Genomic DNA, 18,864 nt, shown 5'->3' with positions numbered 1-18,864 from the left:
TAGGTGAGCCTAAGCTAATGAGATACGGCTGTCGATAGGGCGCACCAGAGGCCGGTTCCGGCCAACTGGGGAACTCCAAGGCGGTGTTGCGCACTAAGGTAAGCCTTGCTTAACTGCCCGGGTCAGCCCCTGCCTTGAGGAGGAACCCCATGCGGGTCGTCATGTTCGGCTACCAGACCTGGGGCCACCGCACCCTGCGAGCCCTGCTGGACTCCGAGCACGACGTGGTCCTCGTGGTCACGCATCCCAAGAGCGAGCACGCGTACGAGAAGATCTGGAGCGACTCCGTCGCCGACCTCGCCGAGGAGCACGGCGTCCCGGTGCTGATCCGCAACCGCCCGGACGACGACGAGCTGTTCGAGCGCCTCAAGGACGCCGATCCGGACATCATCGTCGCCAACAACTGGCGGACCTGGATCCCCCCGCGCATCTTCGGCCTCCCGCGCCACGGCACGCTCAACGTGCACGACTCGCTGCTGCCGAAGTACGCCGGGTTCTCCCCGCTGATCTGGGCGCTGATCAACGGCGAGACCGAGGTGGGCGTCACCGCGCACATGATGAACGACGAGCTGGACGCCGGTGACATCGTCCGCCAGGAGGCCGTGCCGGTGGGCCCGGCGGACACCGCGACCGACCTGTTCCACAAGACCGTCGATCTCATCGCCCCGGTCACCGTCGGCGCCCTCGGGCTCATCGCGTCCGGGCAGACGGAGTTCACCAAGCAGGACCGGTCCCGGGCGAGCTTCTTCCACAAGCGGTCCGCCGAGGACATCCGCATGGACTGGAACTGGCCGGCCGAGGATCTGGAGCGTCTGGTCCGGGCCCAGTCCGAGCCGTACCCCAGCGCCTTCACCTTCCACCGGGGCAGGCGGCTGGAGATCCTCGCGGCCGTGGTCTCCGAGGGCCGCTACGGCGGCACGCCCGGCCGGATCTTCTACCGCGAGGGCGAGGGCGTGGTGATCGTCGCCGGGGCCGACGCGCGCCGGGGCCGCAACCACGGCCTCGCCGTCACGCGCGTACGGACCGAGGACGGGCGGGAGTTGGCCGCGACGGAGTACTTCACCTCGATGGGCGGCTACCTGACCGCCCGCCCCTGAGCGCCGCGACCGGACATCCATGACGGGCAGGGCCCGACCGTGCCGTCACGGTCGGGCCCTGCCGGGTTACGGGTGCCGCGCGGCCTCAGCCGCTCTTGCGCCGGAACGACCGCTGGCTGGCGGCCGGACCGTGGGTGCCCCGGATCTTCGCCACATCGGCGTTCGCGGCCAGGGCCGCGGCCTCCGCCTGTTTGCCGCGCTTGCGCTCCAGCGCCTCGCGGAATTTGTCCTTCAGGTTGTACTGACCGTCGGCATCGGGTGTCAGGGCGGTGCTTTCGGCCTCCGCCGGTTCCGAACCTGCTTGCGATGAAGACTCTTCCGTCATGGCGACCTCCTGGGCTCGGACAACAGGAGCCCAGCTTGTCACGACCGGCCGCCCGGAACCACCGAGAATGTTCCCGGCCCGGCCGGCAGGCTCACCGTGTACTGGCGCAGATACGTGTCCAGGTACGGCGACCGGTCACCGGCGGTGGCGACGTCGTGCGCCGGGTTGTCCAGCGCCAGCCTGAGCCTGGCCCCCTTGACCTCGACGGTCTCGCCGGAAGGCGTGTCGCGCCAGGAGCCGGTCTGGATGGAACCGATCTCCACCGCCAGGACGTGACCGGCGGCGAGGGTCCAGTCGGTCGCCTTCAGGTCGACGCTCATCCGGCCGGACCTCACCAGGGAGACCTGCTCGTCGAACATGACCGCGGTGCCGTCGGGGGCGACGTCGTACAGCTTGAGCATGACGTTGCCCTCGCCGCGGGCCGTCAGGGACACCCGCGGGGTGCCGGTGACGCGCGCGGTGCTCTTCAGCGGCTTCGACCACACGAAGAAGCTGGAGGCGATCTCGCCCGTGCGCTGACGCTTCGCCAGTTCCGCGGCCAGCCCCGCCGGGGCGGGCTGCTCGGTCGCGGGCGCGTTCTCCATGTCCCACCTGCCGGCCGGCTGCGGCGGAGCCTTCGGCGCCGGACCGCCGGACGCGGTCAGGGCCGCACGGGCGGACGCCCCGCCGTCGTCCACGTAGGAGCCGCCGCCGAGCGGCAGCATGACCGTCCGTTTGGTGACGGGCCAGGTGCGCTGGGCCCGCCAGGCGCCGGTGGAGTCCTCGACGGAGTAGGCCGGGTAACGCACCGTCGGCCTGGTCCCCTTCAGGTACTGGTCGTAGAAGGCGAGGGTCTCGTCGTACCAGCCCGCCCGGCCCATCGCCAGACGTCCGTCCTCGACCCGGTCGCCGCCGCGCACGTGGTCCCACTGGCCGAGCCAGCCGCGCTCGGGGCCGCGGTGGTTGTCGAGGTACTCCTCCATCTCCTCGGGCTTGGTGTTGTTCTCGACGAAGCCCTGTGTGACGAAGAGCGGGGTGTCGCTGCCCCGGGCCATCCTCGCGAGGTCACGGGAGGCCCAGTGCTCGTCCCGCCGGTCGGATATCCGGTATCCGGCCGAGTTCTCCGTGAGGCACTCCGGGTGGGTCTCCTCGTAGCGGGCGGCGGCCCGGTACCGCGGGTCGTCGTCCGCCATCGGGGGCATCGAGGCGATGGAGTTGTAGGCACCGGCCGTACCGGTGACGTTCGGGCGGGGCACCCCGTTGGAGTAGATGTACGGGTACATGTCCCACAGCGGCTCCTGGGCCACGACGGCCTTGAGCGCCCGCTGGTCCAGGTTGTTGCCGATGAGACCCGTGACGGCGTCGTACGACTTGCCGTACATGCCGACCGCGCCGGTGGACCACGGCTGCTTCGCGGCCCAGTCGATCGCGGCTTCGACGTCGGCCTGTTCCCCGGGCCCGCCCCAGTCCAGGCAGCCGGTGGAGCCGCCGAAGCCGCGCAGGTCCACCATGACGAAGGCGTACCCCTGGTCGAACAGGTCGGTGCCCTCGACGAAGTCCTGGAAGCGGGCGGAGGGGCCGGTGTGGGACCAGCCCTCGGGGCCGGTCTGGCCCGCGTGGGCGAAGTACGGGCCGATCGACAGGATGACCGGCACCTTCTCCTTGCGCTTCAGCCCTTCGGGCAGCAGGACGTCGGCGTGCAGCCGGGTGCCGGAGCGGTCGGCGGACGGGAAGTAGTGCTGGGTCCAGACCGAGCCCTCCGGGACGCGGTCGTTCTCCTCGTGCGTGACGGGACCGTCCCCGGTGGCGGACGGCCCGGCCTCCGCCTCGTGCGCCGCGACGGCGGGGCCCCCGAGGCCGACGGTGAGGGCGAGGGCGGCGACGAGTGCCGAGGCGGTCCGGACGACCGCGCGACGTGGTCTCACATGCTCCTCCTTGGAAGGCGGGTGCAGGTGGTACGGGTGGTGCAGGTCTAGCAGCGAAGTCCCCCGCACGTCGATGGGGCCGAATCGCAACTACCCCTCCCACACCGGGCGTTGACGGACGCGACCGGCCACCCGCGTCCGGCCGGGCCCGCGGGACGACGGCAGCCGGCCCGCACCGGCCGGGCATCCGGCTCCGCGGCCGCGGCCGCGCCGGAATCGCCCGCGCCCCGATCCCTGCCTAGGCTGGGCACGCCGACGGAACCGGAGTCCTTGCCGACCGCAGGAGAGTGGGGCGCCATGGCGCGGGGTGTCGAGTCGATCCGGCGCACCGCCCTGGGTGTCCTCGGTGCCGTCCTGCTGCTGATCGGCGTCGCGCTGCTGGTGCTGCCCGGGCCGGGCCTGCTGCTCGTCTTCGCCGGAGTGGTGCTGCTGGCGCGCGCCGTTCCGGCACTGGACCGGTTCGTCGCCCCGGTCCGTGTCCGGGCGATGCGTGCCGCCGAGGAGAGCGTCTCCTCCCGATGGCGTATCGCCGGTTCCGTGCTCGTGGGTCTGTTCCTCCTCGCCGCCGGCGTGGCCTGGGGTCTCGTGCCCGAGCTGCCGTACTCCGGATGGGCCACCGGGGCGAGTCTGATCATCTCGGGCTTCGTGCTGTTCGCCCTGCTCGGGTGGAGCCATCGCCGGCTGCGGCCGGCGCGGCGCGGGTCGCCGCCGGCTGCGGAAGGCACGCGTTGACCAAACGGGACGGCGTTCCGTGTATCTCCCCCGGACGAGGGCCCCCGCCGAGTGGCCGCGATGCAACGGCTCACCTGGGCCCACCTCCACGAGCAGGCCCCGCACCCTCGGCCGTGAGGCGGGGGGACGCCCGCTGGTAAAATGGGGCCACGCTTTGAGGCGCCCGGGTCCGTACCGAGGGGTACGGACCCGGTCGCGTTCCGGGCGCCTGATCAGAAAGGTCTCCCATGAACGCGAAGCCGACCGCATCCTTCGACGGCCTCGGACTGCCGCCCGTGCTGGTGGAGACGATGACCTCCCTCGGGGTGACACAGCCGTTCCCGATCCAGGCGGCGACCCTGCCCGAGGCGCTGGCCGGGCGCGACGTCCTCGGCCGGGCGCGGACCGGCTCCGGCAAGACGCTGGCCTTCGGGCTCGCCCTGCTCACCAGGACCGCGGGCCGCCGCGCGGAGCCGAAGCGGCCGCTGGCCCTCGTCCTGGTGTCGACCCGGGAACTGGCCCAGCAGGTGAGCGACGCGCTGGCGCCCTACGCGCGGGCGCTGGGCGTGCGCCTGACCACGGTCGTCGGCGGGCTGTCGATCAACCGGCAGACCCAGGCGCTGCGCGACGGCGCCGAAGTGGTCGTCGCCACGCCGGGCCGCCTGGCCGACCTGGTCTCCCGCCGGGACTGCCACCTGAACCAGGTGCGGATCACGGTGCTGGACGAGGCGGACCAGATGTGCGACCTGGGGTTCCTGCCGCAGGTCTCCGGGATCCTGGACCAGGTCCCCGCCGACGGGCAGCGGCTCCTGTTCTCGGCCACCCTCGACGGCGACGTCGACCAGCTGGTGCGGGACCACCTCCACGACCCGGTCCCCGTGTCGGTCGACCCGGCGTCGGCCTCGGTGAGCACGATGGAGCACCACGTACTGACCGTCCACCCGGCCGACAAGTACGCGACCGCGACCGAGATCGCCGCCCGCGACGGCCGGGTGCTGATGTTCCTCGACACCAAGGCCGGGGTCGACCGGTTCACCCGGGAGCTGCGGGCCGCCGGGGTGTCCGCGGGCGCCCTGCACAGCGGGAAGTCGCAGCCGCAGCGCACCCACACCCTCGCCCGGTTCGTCGAGGGCGGGGTCACCGCGCTGGTGGCCACCAACGTCGCGGCGCGGGGCATCCACGTCGACGACCTCGACCTCGTCGTCAACGTCGACCCGCCGGCCGACGCCAAGGACTACCTGCACCGCGGCGGGCGTACGGCGCGGGCCGGCCGGGCGGGGAGCGTGGTCACGCTCGTCACCCCGGACCAGCGGCGCGAGGTGAACCGGATGATGTCCGAGGCCGGGATCCGGCCGACGGTGACCCCGGTGCGGTCGGGCGAGCAGAAGCTGACGGACCTCACCGGCGCGAAGCGCCCGCCGGCCGGGCGGGGCAAGGAGAGCGGCAACGCCCCCTTCCGCGGGATGGGCACCCGTCCGGGCGGGGGCGCGAAGGGGTCCCGCAAGGCCGTCGAGGCGCGCAAGGCCGCAGAGGCGCGCGCGGCGGCCCGGGTGCGCAGGGGCCGCTGATCCCGCGGGCGAACGTGCCGTCCTGGAGGGGGACTTGACGTCCGGAACTTTGCACACCCTGATGACAAAGTATGGACATGCCAAGCGGAAGTCTCCTACCTTGGCGGCGGAACGTCCGTCCTGCCGCACAAGACCGGAGCGACATCCGGCACGGTCCGGTCCCCACCACCCGGAGGACCCATGCACCCACGGCTGTTCTCGCGTGCCCGAAGACACCTCATCCTCCTGCTGACGTCGGCCGTCGCGCTCGGCGGCGCCTGGGCCGCCCCGGCGTCCTCGGCGGCCCCCGCCGGCATCCCGCCGCAGGAACCCGGCGTCACGCTGCGCGTGTTCGACGTCCAGACGCCGCTGAACGAGCTGTGCACCCTCAAGCCGGGCCAGACCCCCAACCACGACAAGCTGATGCCGACGGTCGACTGGTCCACCACCGCCGACTTCGGCGGCATCGCCGACAACTTCGTCTCCCAGGCGTCCGGTTACCTGGTGGCACCGCGTGACGGCACCTACGTGTTCCGGCTCGTCAGCGACGACGGTTCCCGGCTGATCCTCGACGACGCCACGGTGATCGACCACGACGGGCTGCACGGCGCGGAGCCCAAGGACGGCACGGTCGAACTCACCGCGGGAGCGCACCCGCTGCGCATCGACCACTTCGACCGCGGCGGCGGCCAGCAACTGCAGCTGTCCTGGATGCCGCCGGGCGAGAGCGGGTTCACCGTCGTACCCAACGAGGCGCTGAGCACCGACGCCGGGGTCGTCCGGGTGACGGCGCCGGGCCGCAAGGAGTGCGAGGCCGGGCGCGACACCCCCGGCGACGGTCTGCCGCTCACCTCCGTGCGCCCCGACCTCGACCTCACCGACCTGCGCCCCGAGGGCTTCGAACCGCAGGTCACCGGCATGGACTGGTTGCCCGACGGCCGCCTGGCGATCAGCACCTGGGGCGGCACCGACAACGTTGCCGGGGAGGTGTACCTCCTGGACAACGTCACCGGTGAGACCAGCCGCGACAAGGTCACCGTCGAGAAGGTGGCGAGCGGGCTGCGCGAGCCGATGGGCATCAAGTACGTGGACGGCTCGCTCTACGTCTCGCAGAAGCACGAGCTGACCCGGCTGGTCGACAGCGACGGCGACGACGTGACCGACGAGTACCGCACGATCGCCACCTGGCCGTACGGCGGCAACTTCCACGAGTTCGCGTTCGGCCTGCTCTACCGGGACGGCTACTTCTACGTCAACCTCTCCGTCGCCATCGACCTCGGCGGCGCGACCACCAACCCGCAGCCCGCGCCGAACCGCGGGACGACGTACAAGATCAGCAAGAAGACGGGGAAGATCAGCCCGATCGCGGGCGGGCTGCGCACGCCCAACGGCATCGGCTGGGGGCCGGGCGGCAGTCTGTTCGCCACCGACAACCAGGGCGGCTGGCTGCCCGCCTCGAAGCTCGTCCAGATCAAGCAGGACCGCTTCTTCAACCACTACACCGAGCCCGCCGGGCCCTTCGAGGACTCCCCCGTCACCGAGCCGGTGCTGTGGCTGCCGCAGAACGAGATCGGCAACTCGCCCTCCACCCCGCTGTACCTCACCAAGGGCACGTTCGCGGGCCAGATGCTGATCGGCGACGTCACCTACGGCGGCCTCCAGCGCGCCTACCTGGAGAAGGTGAAGGGCCAGTACCAGGGTGCCGTCTTCCGCTACACGCAGGGCCTGGAGGCGGGCGTCAACCGGGTCTCCATGGGCCCCGACGGCGCGATCTACACCGGCGGCCTGGGCGCCGACGGCAACTGGGGGCAGGAGGGCAAGCTCAAGTTCGGCCTGCAGAAGCTGACGCCGAACGGGGGCAACACCTTCGACGTCCAGAAGATGCGGGCCGTGCCCGGCGGCTTCGACCTGACGTACACCCAGCCGCTGTCCGAGGAGACGGCCGCGGAACTCGCCGACCGCTACGAGGCCCAGCAGTGGCGCTACACGCCGACCGGCGACTACGGCGGCCCGAAGATCGCCGAGGAGGAGCTGGCCGTGCGGTCCGCGACGCTCTCGGACGACGGCCGCACCGTGCGGCTGCGGCTGGACGGCCTGAAGCCGGACCGCGTCGTGCATGTGCGCTCCCCGCGCCCGTTCACCTCGGCCTCCGGTGAGACGCTCTGGAGCACCGAGGCCTGGTACACGCTGAACGAGATGCCCGGCAGGCAGCCGCCGCCGGCCACCCTGTATGAGGCCGAGGAGGCGCGGCTGACGGGGAAGGCGGGCATCAACACCGACCACGTCGGCTACTCCGGCAGCGGCTTCGTCGACCGCTACGCCACCGAGGGCGAGGCCACCACGACGTTCGACGTGACCGTCCCGAAGACCGGCACCTACGACGTGGGCCTGCGCTACTCCAACGGCCCGAACCCCTTCGAGGGCACCAAGTCGCTCTCCCTGTACGCGGGCGGGAAGAAGGTGCGCCAGACACGGCTCCCGTCCACCGGGGACTGGGACACCTGGTCCACCCGCACCGAGAGCGTGCGGCTGCGGGCCGGCCACAACACGGTCTCCTACCGCTACGACCCCGGCGACACCGGCCACGTCAACCTCGACCTGATCACCGTGCGCCCGCACGGCGCCCGGGTCGCCCTGTTCGACGGCACCGCCGCCTCGCAGCAGCAGTGGCAGCACACGGACGGAAGGAAGGTGGCCTGGCCGCTGGCCGAGGAGCGGTCGATGGAGGTGTGCTGCGGTGACATCCGCACCAAGGACGCCTACCAGGACTTCAGGCTGCACGTGGAGTTCCGGGTGCCGCTGCTGCCGGACGACGTGACCGGCCAGGACCGCGGCAACAGCGGCATCTACCTCCAGGACCGCTACGAGCTGCAGATCCTAGACTCCTACGGCGACACCACCCTCGACACCAACGAGGCCGGGGCGATCTATCTGAAGAAGGCACCCGACACCAACGCGGCGACGGCCCCGGAGACTTGGCAGACGTACGACATCGTCTTCCGTGCCGCCCGCTTCGACGAGAACGGCGCCAAGACCGCCGACGCGCGGGTGACGGTGGTGTGGAACGGCGAGACGGTCCACGACGACGTCGCGCTCGACGGACCCACCGCGGCGGGCCGGGCCGAGACCCCGGCCGCCGGGGCGATCCGGCTGCAGGACCACGGGAACAAGGTCCGGTTCCGCGACATCCGGATCGAACCGCTGGACTGACATCCATAGGAGCATCCCGCAGCCGTGCGGGGCGGTTCCCGACGGCCGCCCCGCACCTCCCGCTCCACGGATCCGGTGGGCGGACCGGAGCTCCGGCCGCCTCTGGGTAGGGTGAATCGAGGAACACCCTGCCCGTCGAACGAGGAGCGGAATTGAGCGAGCCGGCGTCCATCGCCCTGCAGAAGGAGATCGCCCGGGAACTGGAGGTCGCGGAGACCTTCGACGCCGAGCGGGAGATCGAGCGCCGGGTGGCCTTCCTCGCCGAGCGGCTGACCTCCACCGGTCTGCGCGCCCTCGTGCTCGGGATCAGCGGCGGAGTCGACTCGACCACCGCGGGCAGGCTGTGCCAGCTGGCCGTGGAGCGGGCCCGCGCCGCGGGGCACGAGGCCCGTTTCTACGCGATGCGGCTGCCACACGGCGTCCAGGCCGACGAGCACGACGCCCAGCTCGCCCTCTCCTTCATCCGGGCCGACGACGTACTGACGGTGGACATCAAGCCCGCGAGCGACGCGGCGCTCGACGCTCTGCTCGCCGCCGACGTGGCCTTCCGGGACCCCCACCACCAGGACTTCGTGCACGGCAACATCAAGGCCCGGCAGCGCATGATCGCGCAGTACGCGGTGGCCGGGGCGCACGGCGGCCTGGTGGTCGGCACCGACCACGCGGCCGAGGCGGTCTCCGGCTTCTTCACCAAGTTCGGCGACGGCGCCGCCGACGTCGTACCGCTGACGGGCCTCACCAAGCGCCGGGTGCGCGCGGTCGGGGACGCGCTGGGCGCGCCCGCCGCGCTGGTCCGGAAGGTGCCGACGGCCGACCTGGAGACCCTCGACCCCGGCAAGGCCGACGAGGACGCCCTCGGAGTCACCTACGAGGAGATCGACGACTTCCTGGAGGGGAAGCCGGTGAAGGAACAGGCGTTCGAGACGATCGTCACCCGCTACCGGCAGACCGACCACAAGCGCCGGCTGCCGATCGCGCCCTGACCGGCGGCCGGTGGCGGCGTCGGCCGCCGCCGGCACCCCCGCTCCGCCCTTTATGTGCGGATTGCCGGAACCCGCCTTAGTCTGTCCGAGGAGATGCCCGGACCAGGACCGACACCGGCCCAAGAGGCGGAGCGAACATGGCGGACTTCATCGGCGCGGTGGACCAGGGAACGACGAGCACCCGGTTCATGATCTTCGACCACGGTGGCAACGAGGTCGCGAAGCACCAGCTGGAGCACGAGCAGATCCTGCCGCGCTCCGGGTGGGTCGAGCACGACCCGGTGGAGATCTGGGAGCGCACCAACTCGGTGATGCAGAACGCGCTGCGCAACGGCGGTCTGTCGGGGACGGACCTGGCGGCCATCGGCATCACCAACCAGCGGGAGACCACGGTGGTCTGGGACCCGCGCACCGGCCGTCCCTACTACAACGCCATCGTGTGGCAGGACACCCGTACCGACGCCATCGCGGCGAACCTGGAGCGGTCGGGCCGGGGCGACGTCATCCGCCGCAAGGCCGGGCTGCCGCCCGCGACGTACTTCTCCGGCGGGAAGATCCAGTGGATCCTGGAGAACGTCGACGGCGTCCGCGCGGCCGCGGAGCAGGGACACGCGGTGTTCGGCAACACCGACTCCTGGGTCCTGTGGAACCTCACCGGCGGCCCGGACGGCGGCATCCACGCCACCGACGTGACCAACGCGAGCCGCACCATGCTGATGAACCTGGAGACGCTCGACTGGGACGACGAGCTGCTGGGCTTCTTCGGCATCCCGCGCGGCATGCTGCCCACGATCAACCCCTCCTCGCACCCCGAGGCGTTCGGCACGACCCGGACCTCCCGGCCGCTGCGCGCCGCCGTACCCATCACGGGGGTGCTGGGCGACCAGCACGCGGCGACCGTCGGACAGGTCTGCTTCTCGCCCGGCGAGGCCAAGAACACCTACGGCACCGGCAACTTCCTGGTCCTCAACACCGGCACGGAACTGGTCCGCTCCCAGCACGGCCTCCTGACCACCGTGGCCTACCAGTTCGGCGACAACCCGCCGGTCTACGCGCTGGAGGGCTCCATCGCGGTGACCGGGTCCGCGGTGCAGTGGCTGCGCGACCAGATGAAGATCATCAAGACCGCGGCGGAGAGCGAGGAACTCGCCCGCACCGTCGAGGACAACGGCGGGATGTACTTCGTCCCCGCCTTCTCCGGCCTGTTCGCACCGTACTGGCGCTCCGACGCGCGGGGCGCCATCGTCGGCCTCGCCCGGTACAACGACAACGCGCACCTGGCCCGGGCGACGCTGGAGGCCATCTGCTACCAGAGCCGCGACGTCGTCGTGGCCATGGAGCAGGACTCCTCGGTCCACCTGGACGTGCTCAGGGTCGACGGCGGGGTGACGGCCAACGACCTGTGCATGCAGATCCAGGCGGACGTCCTCGGCGTCCCCGTCAGCCGTCCCGTCGTCGCGGAGACCACCGCCCTCGGCGCGGCCTACGCCGCGGGGCTGGCCACGGGATTCTGGCGGGACACCGACGAACTGCGCACCCACTGGAGCGAGTCCAGGCGCTGGGAGCCCCAGTGGTCCGAGGAGCGGCGCGCGCAGGGCTACGCGGGCTGGAAGATGGCGGTGGAGCGCACCCTCGACTGGGTCAAGGTCCCGGAGAGCTGATCGCGGCAGGAACCTGGGACTGATGGGATCACCCTGAGGGCGCCCCCTTAGGGTGATCCCATGTCTGCCGGATTGAGCGCCGCGAGGACCCGGGCCGCGCTGCGCACCAGCGCGCGCGTCTCGGGCGAACTGCTGCTGATACTTGTCATGCTCGCGGTGACCCTGTGGGTCCTCGGCCGTATGTGGTCGGTGGTGTGGCCGCTGCTCGTCGGTCTGCTCCTGACCACGTTGACGTGGCCCCCGGCCCGCTTCCTGCGGCGGCACGGGTGGCGTCCGGCGCTGGCCGCCGCGGTGGTGACGGTGGCCTTCCTGCTGGTCGTCCTGGGCATCGTGGCACTGATCGCCGTGCCGATGTCCTCCCAGACGGACGAGTTGACCGACGGCGTGGTCGAGGGCATCCAGCGGCTGCGCGAGTGGGCCGCGGGGCCGCCGCTGAACATCGGTGACGACGAGATCACCGGTGCGATGGACTCAGCGGTGGCACGCGTCCAGGACAGCGTCGGCAGCATCACCACCGCCGTGGCGACGGGCGTGGGCGCGGTGGTCAACGGCCTGATCACGGCCGTTCTGGGCGTGTTCCTGATGTTCTTCTTCCTCAAGGACGGGCCGCGGTTCCTGCCCTGGCTGGCCCGCCAGTTGCCCGGCCGGCTGGCCACCGACGTCCCGGTCGTCGCCCTGCGGGGCTGGGAGACCCTGGGCTCCTTCGTCCGGTCGCAGGCCCTGGTGGGGCTGCTCGACGCCGTGTTCATCGGCCTCGGCCTGTGGATCCTGGACGTGCCGCTGGTGCTGCCGCTGGCGGTCCTGACCTTCGTGTCCGCGTTCGTGCCCATCGTGGGCGCCCTGTTCGCGGGCTTCGTGGCCGTGCTGATCGCCCTGGTGTCCAACGGCCTGACGGACGCGCTCATCGTGCTCGCGATCATCGTGGTGGTGCAGCAGTTGGAGGGCAACGTCTTCCAGCCCATCCTCCAGAGCCGGGGCCTCGGTCTGCACGCGGCGGTGATCCTCCTGGCGGTGACGCTGGGCGGCAGCCTGTCCGGGATCGTGGGCAGCCTGCTCGCCGTACCCCTCGCCGCGCTGATCGCGGTGGTGTGGAACTACGTGCGCGAGCAGTTGGCCGACCCGCCCGAGGCGGCCGCGACCGCCGACGGCTGAGTCCGACCGACGGGCTCCCTCGTGTCAATGACGGGCCCCTCGCGCGAATTGGGTCGCGGCCGGGCGGGCGGTGGTGTTGGCTGGCGGACGTGGATCTCTTCTCCCGTTCCTGGTCGGCCCTGCTGGCCGCGGTCGCCGACCTCTTGGACGAGGACTTCGCCCGGCCGTCCGGCTGCGCCGGCTGGCTCGTCCGTGACCTGGTGTGCCATCTGGTGGTCGACGCCCAGGACGTCCTGATCACCCTGGCCACCCCGACCGCCGAGGAACCGACCCGGGACGCGGTGACCTACTGGCAGGTCGTCGAACCCCCGACCGGGGACGACCCGCTCGACGCGCTGATCGTCCGCCTGGCCGCCGCCTACGAGCAGCCGGGGCTGCTCAAGTTCCATCTGGACGACGTCGGTTCAGCCGCCGGGCGCGCCGCCGCGCTCGCGGACCCCGCGGGCCGGGTCGGCACGCAGGGCCAGGTGCTCACGGCGGGCGACTACCTCTCCGCGTACGTACTGGAGTGGTCCCTGCACCACCTCGACCTGATCGCACACCTCCCGGAGGCGGCGCCGCCGCCCGCGGCGGGGCTCAGGCGCTCGCGGGAGCTGCTGGAAGGGGTCGTCGGTACGGCGTTCCCCACCGCGTTCACCGACCGGGACGCGCTGCTGATCGGCACCGGACGACGGACGCCGACCGCCGCGGAGACGGCCGCGCTGGGCGAGTTGGCGGCGCGGCTCCCGTTTCCGGTCGGCTGACCGGCATGTCCGGGCCCGCCGGAAGGGCCCGGGAGTGGTCCGGCGGGTCGTCCGATCGGACGACAGGGTCGTCGTCCGTCCGGCAGGTGGAGAGGAGCCGGTGCGTCGACGCCTGCCGACGCCTCGCGGGTCCAGGCTGGAGGAACACGTCCCCGACACCGTGGAGCCGTCCCACCATGACCGCCGAGCCACCCACCCCCGCCGACCTCGCCCTGTCGGACGCCGTTCGCCGCGGCGACGCCGATGCCGCCCGGGCCGCGCTGCGGGCCGGCGCCGACCGGGAACTGCGCGACGAACAGGGCCGCACGCCGCTGCTCCTGGCGGCCCTGGCCGACCGGGTCGAGGTCGCCGAAGTCCTGGTCGCGGCCGGTGCGGACGTCAACGCGCAGGACGCGCGGGACGACAGCGCGTGGCTGGTCACCGGGGTCACGGGCAGCGTCGCGATGATGCGGGCGCTGCTGCCCGGCGGCCCGGACGTCACGCTGACCAACCGCTTCGGCGGCGTCTCGGTCATCCCGGCGAGCGAACGCGGCCACGTGGCCTACGTACGCGCCGTGCTCGCCGAGACGGACATCGACGTGGACCACGTCAACCGGCTCGGCTGGACGGCGCTCCTCGAAGCGGTCGTCCTCGGCGACGGCGACCGCACGCACCGGGACGTCGTGGCGGCCCTGCTCGCCGCGGGCGCCGACCCCTCGCTGCCGGACGGCGACGGTGTCACGGCCCGTGCCCACGCCGAACGCAGAGGCTTCGGCGCCATCGCGGACCTGCTGCGGCGGGCCGAGTCGCAGGGCGGCGACGACCCTCGCACGGAGGGTGGCGGGCGGTGAACCGGCGTTCCCTGGCGGGCCGCCTCGCCGTACTGGCCGCCGTCACCGCGACGCTGGGCGGATGCGCGTCGGACGGCGGCGACGACGGGGCCGCGTCCCCGGTGTCCGCCCCGCCCGGGACCACGGCCCGGCCCACCCCCGAGTCCGGCGGCACCTCGGCACGCACCCCCCAAGGCGCCCTGCTGGTCACGGACTTCGGCTCCGACACCGTCACCTTCGTCGACCCCGCCGGGCGGGGCGAGGCGGCCGACCTGGGCTCGGTACGGGTCGGGACGGCGCCGTACGGGATCGTGCTGGGCAAGGACGGCACGGCGTGGGTGGCGACCGCGGAGGGAGTGGCCGCCGTGGACACCCGTACGCGCGAGCGCACCGCCCTCGTCCCCTACCGGACGGACACGGGCCCGGTGACGACCAGCGAGTACCGGGGCGGCGGCATGGGCATCGCCCTGTCCCCCGACGGCAGCCGTGTCTACGTCGGGGTCAACGTCCCCGGCGGCAAGGGCGCCCTGGAGGTCGTCGACACGGTACGGCGGGAGGTGACGCGGGTGGTCCCGGTCGGTCGCCGTCCCTTCGACGTCGACGTCTCGCGCGACGGGCGGCAGGTCTACGCGACCAACCACGACTCGTTCGACGTGAGCGTCGTCGACACCGGCGACTGGACGGCGCGCCGCATCGAGGTCGCCCCGTACGGCACCGAGGGCGGCCTCGGCTCCTGGCTCAAGCCGCACTACACCGCCGTACGCCCCTCCGACGGGGCCCTGCTGCTGCCCTTCGAGGGCGAGCGCCTGGCGGTGGTCGACCCCGGCACGGGGCGGGTCCGGATCGAGGACATGACCGCCAACACCCACCAGCACGGCGTCACCGCGGGCGCTGACGGCACGCTCTACGTGGTGGGCACCGGCCCGATCGACCCGTCCGAGGACGACGGCCCGTCCCTGACCGTCCGCTCGCCCGACGGCGACGAACGGGTGGTCCCGCTGGACGGCCCGCACGAGACCGTCGCCCTCTCGGCCGACGGCCGCACCGCCTACGTCTCGGGCGGCTTCACCCGCGACGGTTACTGGAACGGCCTGAGCGTCGTCGACGTCGCGACCGGCCGGGTGGCCCGGCTCCCGGTGGGCGAGCGGCCCCTGGCCGTCGCGGTCCTCGGCGGCGGCCGGGGGACCGGCGCGGGCTGAGCACCGGTGGGGGGACCAGGGCCGCACGGCCCGTGCCGGGGCCGAGCGGCCCCTGGCGTCCCGGGCCAGCCGGGCGACGCTCGAACCGACAGCACCCGGCGTGCACCCGAAGGGAACGGCGAGAGGCGGCCGGACGAGCGGCGGTCCCGGACCGTCGGGCCGGCCGTCCCGCCGGGCGGTTCCCCCGCCGTCCGTCCGCGGTGACCGCACGAATGGAGCCGGAGCGATACCGCTGGGCATCTCCGCGACCGCCGCGCACGACGTCTTCGGCGGCGGCTACGACTGCCGGGGCACGGTGTCGGACCGGTTCCGCGGGCTGTTCGTGCTCGGGGCCCGGCCGGAGGCGATCGCCGACGCCCCGCCGCTCTTCCGGCTGCACGCGCCGAGCGCCTGCCTGCTCTTCGCCGCCTGGCCGTTCACCCGGCTGGTGCGCGTCAGGAGCGCACCGGTCGGACACCTATGACGACGACGAGCTAGTCCTGCGCGGTGGGACGGACCACGATGTCGCCCACGTCGACGCCGTCGGGCTGCTCGACGGCGAAGGCGACCGCGCGGGCCACGGCCTGCGGCGGGATCGCGATCCGGTCCATGGTGTCGAGGATCTGGGCCCTGGCCCCGGCGTCCGGGATGCCGTCCGCGAAGTCCGTGTGGACGAATCCCGGTGAGACCACGGTGACCCGCAGACTGTCGCCGGCCTCCTGGCGCAGCCCCTCCGACACGGTGCGCACCGCGTTCTTCGTACCGGCGTAGACGGACATGAGCGGGGTGATGCGCAGTCCGGCGGTGGAGACGATGTTGACGAAGTGGCCGGAGCCCTGGTCCCGGAAGACGGGCAGTGCCTCGGCGATGCCGTAGAGGACGCCCTTCAGGTTGACGTCGATCATCCGCTCCCAGTCCTCGACGCGGAGTTCGTCCAGGGGTGAGATCAGGCCGACGCCGGCGTTGCTCACGAGGACGTCGAGCCGGCCGAAGCGTTCGCGGGCCAGGGCGACAAGTGCGGCGAGGTCCTCGCGGCGGGTCACGTCCGTACGGGCCCAGGCCGCCTCCCCTCCGTTCTTGCCGATGCGCAGGGCCAGGTCCTCCAGACGCTCCGGACGGCGCGCCCCGAGCACCACCTTGGCTCCGCGCTCGGCGAGCAGGAGGGCGCTCGCCTCGCCGATGCCGCCACTGGCACCCGTGATCGCCACGACCTTGCCTTCGATTCCCGACATGTTGGGCAGTCCTTCCGGACGGGGACATGGGCAGAGCTGTCTCGTGCCCTAGAGTGAAAGTGGAGGCGCCGCCACTTTCACCACCGTAAGCGGGGGCGCCTCCACTTAGCAACCGGCGACGAGGAGAGGGCCGCCCATGTCCGACGCCACGAAACGGCCGCTGAGGGCCGACGCACAGCGCAACCGGGACAGGATCCTGGCCGCCGCCGTGCGGGTGTTCAGCGAGGAGGGGCTGGACGCGCACCTCGAGCGCATCGCCAAGGAGGCGGGCGTCGGCAGCGGCACCCTCTACCGGAACTTCCCCACCCGCGAGGCCCTGATCGAGGCGGCGTACCGCAACGAGGTGGCGCGACTGTGCGACTCCGTGCCCGGTCTGCTGGCCCAGCTGCCCCCGGCCGAGGCGCTGCGCGCGTGGACCCGCCGCTTCATCGACTACGCCACCGCGAAGTTCGGGATGGCTGACGCCCTGCGGGCCGTCGTCGCCTCGGGCGGCGATCCCTACGGCGACAGCCGGCAGCTGATCCAGTCCGCCCTGACGGCCCTCATGGACGCCGCCGCGGCGGCCGGTGAGATCCGGTCCGACATCAGGTCGACCGACATGTTCGCCGCCCTCGCGGGCATCGCCCTCACCTCGTCCCACCCCGACCAGCGCGAGCAGGCCGAGCGCCTTCTCGACCTCGTCCTGGACGGCCTGCGCCCCACGGCACCGCGCCCCGCATGACAGTGCCTGCCCTCACGTAGACTCCGCGCCATGGGTCGATGGGAGCCGAACGCGCGCGGCCGCCTGGAGCAGGCGGCGCTGGAGCTGTACGTGGAACGCGGCTACGAGCAGACCCCGGTGGCCGAGATCACCAAGCGTGCGGGGCTGACGGAGCGGACGTTCTTCCGGCACTTCGCCGACAAGCGGGAGGTCCTCTTCGCCGGGTCCGGCAGGCTGGAGGAGCTGTGCGTGGGCGCCGTCGCGGCGGCGCCGCCGGCGGCGAGTCCGATGGAGGCGGTGGCCGCCGCACTCGACGCCGCGGCGGCCGTCTTCGAGGAGCGCGGTGACCTGGTCGGCCTGCGGCAGGGCGTCATCGACGCCAACGCGGAGCTGCGGGAGCGGGAGCTGATCAAGCTCGCCTCCCTGTCCGGCGCGCTCGCCGACGCGCTGCGCGGGCGCGGTGTGGACGAACCGGCGGCGGAGCTGACCGCCGAGTCGGCGATCGCCGTGCTCAAGGTCGCCTTCCGGCGCTGGATCGACGGGGGCCGGGAGCGGCCGCTGCGGCCCCTGCTCGCCGAGTGCTTCGACGTGCTCCGCACACTGTCCGCACGGGGCGCCGCGAGCATCGGTTAGCCGCCCGGCCCGGCCTCCCCACGCGCCGGCTTCCCGCACTCCGGGCACGCCGCAGGCCGGCGGACCACCTGTGTCCGAACGTCGTCGTCCCGCGTTGCCGGGGTGTGCCGCACCCCGTTGCCGGGGTGTGCCGCACCCAGGCGGGGACCGTCCTGGTCCGTCCCCGATGCCCCGTACAGACTCGGCGCAGCAGATGCGGGACCATCCATCGGAAGGACATCGTCATGACGCAGACCTCCAAGGTCGTCCTGGTGACCGGCGCGAGCAGCGGGATCGGTGAGGCGACGGCCCTGCGCCTGGCCGCCGACGGCCACCGGGTATTCCTGGGCGCGCGCCGTACCGAGCGCCTGGAGAAGCTGGCCGCGCGGATCGCCGAGGACGGCGGCACCGCGGGCTTCCGACGGCTCGACGTCACCGACGCCGCCGACGTACGGGCCTTCGTGTCGGCCGCGGTCGAGCGCTGGGGACGGCTGGACGTCATGGTCAACAACGCGGGCGTGATGCCGCTCTCGCCGCTCTCGGAACTGAAGGTGGCCGAGTGGGACCGGATGCTCGACGTGAACGTCCGCGGGGTGCTGCACGGCATCGCGGCCGCCCTGCCGCTCATGCGGGCGCAGGGCGGCGGGCACGTCGTGAACATCGCGTCGGTCGGCGCGTACGAGGTGGTGCCGACCGCCGCCGTCTACTGCGCGACCAAGTCCGCCGTGCGCGCCCTGTCCGAGGGGCTGCGCCAGGAGTCGGCCGGGGACATCCGGGTCAGCGTGGTCTCCCCGGGCGTCACCGAGTCGGAGCTGGCCGACTCCATCTCCGACCCGCGGGCGCGCGAGGACATGAAGACCTACCGCTCGGTGGCCGTTCCGGCGTCCGCGATCGCCGACGCCATCGCCTTCGCCGTCTCCCGGCCCGCCGAGGTGGACGTGAACGAGATCGTGGTGCGCCCGGCCGCCAGTGCGCAGTAGGACGGCCCATGCGCCAGCGG

Annotated in this window: 17 protein-coding genes; 14 read left to right on the top strand and 3 right to left on the bottom strand. The window is 72.6% G+C overall.

Going from position 1 to position 18,864, the window contains the following annotated elements; translation table 11 throughout:
- Positions 1 to 149: 149 nt before the first annotated feature.
- Positions 150 to 1,097 (top strand): methionyl-tRNA formyltransferase, encoded by a 948-nt coding sequence (locus tag ACFV9J_RS12065; RefSeq protein ID WP_385353110.1) that lies wholly within the window; start codon positions 150 to 152, stop codon positions 1,095 to 1,097.
- 85 nt (positions 1,098 to 1,182) lie between these two features.
- Here the strand turns inward: ACFV9J_RS12065 and ACFV9J_RS12060 are convergent, their stop codons facing one another.
- Together ACFV9J_RS12060 and ACFV9J_RS12055 are read right to left on the bottom strand one after the other, a co-directional pair.
- Positions 1,183 to 1,422, bottom strand: a complete 240-nt coding sequence (locus ACFV9J_RS12060) for a DUF5302 domain-containing protein (RefSeq protein WP_109030963.1) — start codon at positions 1,420 to 1,422, stop codon at positions 1,183 to 1,185.
- 38 nt (positions 1,423 to 1,460) lie between these two features.
- The gene (locus ACFV9J_RS12055; RefSeq protein WP_385353108.1) at positions 1,461 to 3,326 is read right to left on the bottom strand and encodes a CocE/NonD family hydrolase; all 1,866 of its coding nucleotides are present in this window, start codon (positions 3,324 to 3,326) and stop codon (positions 1,461 to 1,463) included.
- 297 nt (positions 3,327 to 3,623) lie between these two features.
- On the opposite strand from ACFV9J_RS12055, the gene ACFV9J_RS12050 reads away from it, so the two are divergent.
- The 10 genes from ACFV9J_RS12050 (at position 3,624) to ACFV9J_RS12005 (ending at position 15,804) form a co-directional block, all read left to right on the top strand.
- A complete protein-coding gene (locus tag ACFV9J_RS12050; protein ID WP_385353569.1) occupies positions 3,624 to 4,058 on the top strand; it encodes a PGPGW domain-containing protein in 435 nt (144 codons plus the stop codon).
- Positions 4,059 to 4,285: 227 nt separating this feature from the next.
- Positions 4,286 to 5,605: a DEAD/DEAH box helicase gene (locus ACFV9J_RS12045; protein WP_385353106.1), complete on the top strand. Its 1,320-nt coding sequence runs from the start codon at positions 4,286 to 4,288 to the stop codon at positions 5,603 to 5,605.
- Between the two features lie 180 nt (positions 5,606 to 5,785).
- A complete protein-coding gene (locus ACFV9J_RS12040) occupies positions 5,786 to 8,794 on the top strand; it encodes a family 16 glycoside hydrolase (RefSeq protein ID WP_385353104.1) in 3,009 nt (1,002 codons plus the stop codon).
- Positions 8,795 to 8,946: 152 nt separating this feature from the next.
- Entirely contained in the window at positions 8,947 to 9,777 is an 831-nt protein-coding gene (gene nadE, locus ACFV9J_RS12035; RefSeq protein ID WP_385353102.1) for an ammonia-dependent NAD(+) synthetase, read from the top strand.
- A 137-nt stretch (positions 9,778 to 9,914) separates the two neighbouring features.
- Positions 9,915 to 11,438: a glycerol kinase GlpK gene (glpK, locus tag ACFV9J_RS12030; protein ID WP_385353100.1), complete on the top strand. Its 1,524-nt coding sequence runs from the start codon at positions 9,915 to 9,917 to the stop codon at positions 11,436 to 11,438.
- A 60-nt stretch (positions 11,439 to 11,498) separates the two neighbouring features.
- Positions 11,499 to 12,590, top strand: a complete 1,092-nt coding sequence (locus ACFV9J_RS12025) for an AI-2E family transporter (protein ID WP_161376279.1) — start codon at positions 11,499 to 11,501, stop codon at positions 12,588 to 12,590.
- Between the two features lie 89 nt (positions 12,591 to 12,679).
- Positions 12,680 to 13,333 (top strand): maleylpyruvate isomerase N-terminal domain-containing protein, encoded by a 654-nt coding sequence (locus ACFV9J_RS12020; RefSeq protein WP_385353098.1) that lies wholly within the window; start codon positions 12,680 to 12,682, stop codon positions 13,331 to 13,333.
- Between the two features lie 176 nt (positions 13,334 to 13,509).
- A complete protein-coding gene (locus ACFV9J_RS12015; RefSeq protein ID WP_385353096.1) occupies positions 13,510 to 14,163 on the top strand; it encodes an ankyrin repeat domain-containing protein in 654 nt (217 codons plus the stop codon).
- Positions 14,160 to 15,341 carry a hypothetical protein gene (locus ACFV9J_RS12010; protein ID WP_385353094.1) on the top strand — a complete coding sequence of 394 codons (1,182 nt, stop codon included), beginning with the start codon at positions 14,160 to 14,162 and terminating at the stop codon, positions 15,339 to 15,341. Before ACFV9J_RS12015 ends, ACFV9J_RS12010 begins: the two co-directional genes overlap by 4 nt.
- 100 nt (positions 15,342 to 15,441) lie before the next feature.
- Positions 15,442 to 15,804 (top strand): respiratory nitrate reductase subunit gamma, encoded by a 363-nt coding sequence (locus ACFV9J_RS12005; RefSeq protein ID WP_385353092.1) that lies wholly within the window; start codon positions 15,442 to 15,444, stop codon positions 15,802 to 15,804.
- A 10-nt stretch (positions 15,805 to 15,814) separates the two neighbouring features.
- Here ACFV9J_RS12005 and ACFV9J_RS12000 read toward each other — a convergent pair whose 3' ends face one another.
- A complete protein-coding gene (locus ACFV9J_RS12000; protein ID WP_385353090.1) occupies positions 15,815 to 16,552 on the bottom strand; it encodes an SDR family oxidoreductase in 738 nt (245 codons plus the stop codon).
- 136 nt (positions 16,553 to 16,688) lie between these two features.
- Here ACFV9J_RS12000 and ACFV9J_RS11995 point away from each other — a divergent pair, with 136 nt between their 5' ends.
- From ACFV9J_RS11995 to ACFV9J_RS11985, 3 genes are all read left to right on the top strand, one after another.
- Complete coding sequence (locus ACFV9J_RS11995) at positions 16,689 to 17,273, top strand: TetR/AcrR family transcriptional regulator (RefSeq protein ID WP_385353088.1); 585 nt, start codon at positions 16,689 to 16,691, stop codon at positions 17,271 to 17,273.
- 30 nt (positions 17,274 to 17,303) lie between these two features.
- Positions 17,304 to 17,885 carry a helix-turn-helix domain-containing protein gene (locus tag ACFV9J_RS11990; protein WP_385353086.1) on the top strand — a complete coding sequence of 194 codons (582 nt, stop codon included), beginning with the start codon at positions 17,304 to 17,306 and terminating at the stop codon, positions 17,883 to 17,885.
- A gap of 224 nt (positions 17,886 to 18,109) precedes the next feature.
- On the top strand, positions 18,110 to 18,844 hold the full coding sequence (locus ACFV9J_RS11985; protein WP_385353084.1) for an SDR family oxidoreductase: 735 nt from the start codon (positions 18,110 to 18,112) through the stop codon (positions 18,842 to 18,844).
- The last annotated feature ends 20 nt before the right edge of the window (positions 18,845 to 18,864 follow it).

It is taken from the genome of Streptomyces sp. NPDC059906, from assembly GCF_042730645.1.
Classification (GTDB): domain Bacteria; phylum Actinomycetota; class Actinomycetes; order Streptomycetales; family Streptomycetaceae; genus Streptomyces; species Streptomyces rubrogriseus.
Note: the sequence above shows the minus strand (reverse complement) of the source record. Positions and strands in the feature narration are given on the sequence as shown.

What these genes read in the sequence shown, in the direction of transcription:
- ACFV9J_RS12045 (WP_385353106.1), top strand. Translation starts at nt 4,286, where the DNA reads ATGAACGCGAAGCCGACCGCATCCTTCGACGGCCTCGGACTGCCGCCC.
- ACFV9J_RS12065 (WP_385353110.1), top strand. Translation starts at nt 150, where the DNA reads ATGCGGGTCGTCATGTTCGGCTACCAGACCTGGGGCCACCGCACCCTG.
- ACFV9J_RS11995 (WP_385353088.1), top strand. Translation starts at nt 16,689, where the DNA reads ATGTCCGACGCCACGAAACGGCCGCTGAGGGCCGACGCACAGCGCAAC.
- glpK (WP_385353100.1), top strand. Translation starts at nt 9,915, where the DNA reads ATGGCGGACTTCATCGGCGCGGTGGACCAGGGAACGACGAGCACCCGG.
- ACFV9J_RS11990 (WP_385353086.1), top strand. Translation starts at nt 17,304, where the DNA reads ATGGGTCGATGGGAGCCGAACGCGCGCGGCCGCCTGGAGCAGGCGGCG.
- ACFV9J_RS12015 (WP_385353096.1), top strand. Translation starts at nt 13,510, where the DNA reads ATGACCGCCGAGCCACCCACCCCCGCCGACCTCGCCCTGTCGGACGCC.
- ACFV9J_RS12060 (WP_109030963.1), bottom strand. Translation starts at nt 1,422, where the DNA reads ATGACGGAAGAGTCTTCATCGCAAGCAGGTTCGGAACCGGCGGAGGCC.
- ACFV9J_RS11985 (WP_385353084.1), top strand. Translation starts at nt 18,110, where the DNA reads ATGACGCAGACCTCCAAGGTCGTCCTGGTGACCGGCGCGAGCAGCGGG.
- ACFV9J_RS12000 (WP_385353090.1), bottom strand. Translation starts at nt 16,552, where the DNA reads ATGTCGGGAATCGAAGGCAAGGTCGTGGCGATCACGGGTGCCAGTGGC.
- ACFV9J_RS12050 (WP_385353569.1), top strand. Translation starts at nt 3,624, where the DNA reads ATGGCGCGGGGTGTCGAGTCGATCCGGCGCACCGCCCTGGGTGTCCTC.
- ACFV9J_RS12025 (WP_161376279.1), top strand. Translation starts at nt 11,499, where the DNA reads ATGTCTGCCGGATTGAGCGCCGCGAGGACCCGGGCCGCGCTGCGCACC.
- ACFV9J_RS12040 (WP_385353104.1), top strand. Translation starts at nt 5,786, where the DNA reads ATGCACCCACGGCTGTTCTCGCGTGCCCGAAGACACCTCATCCTCCTG.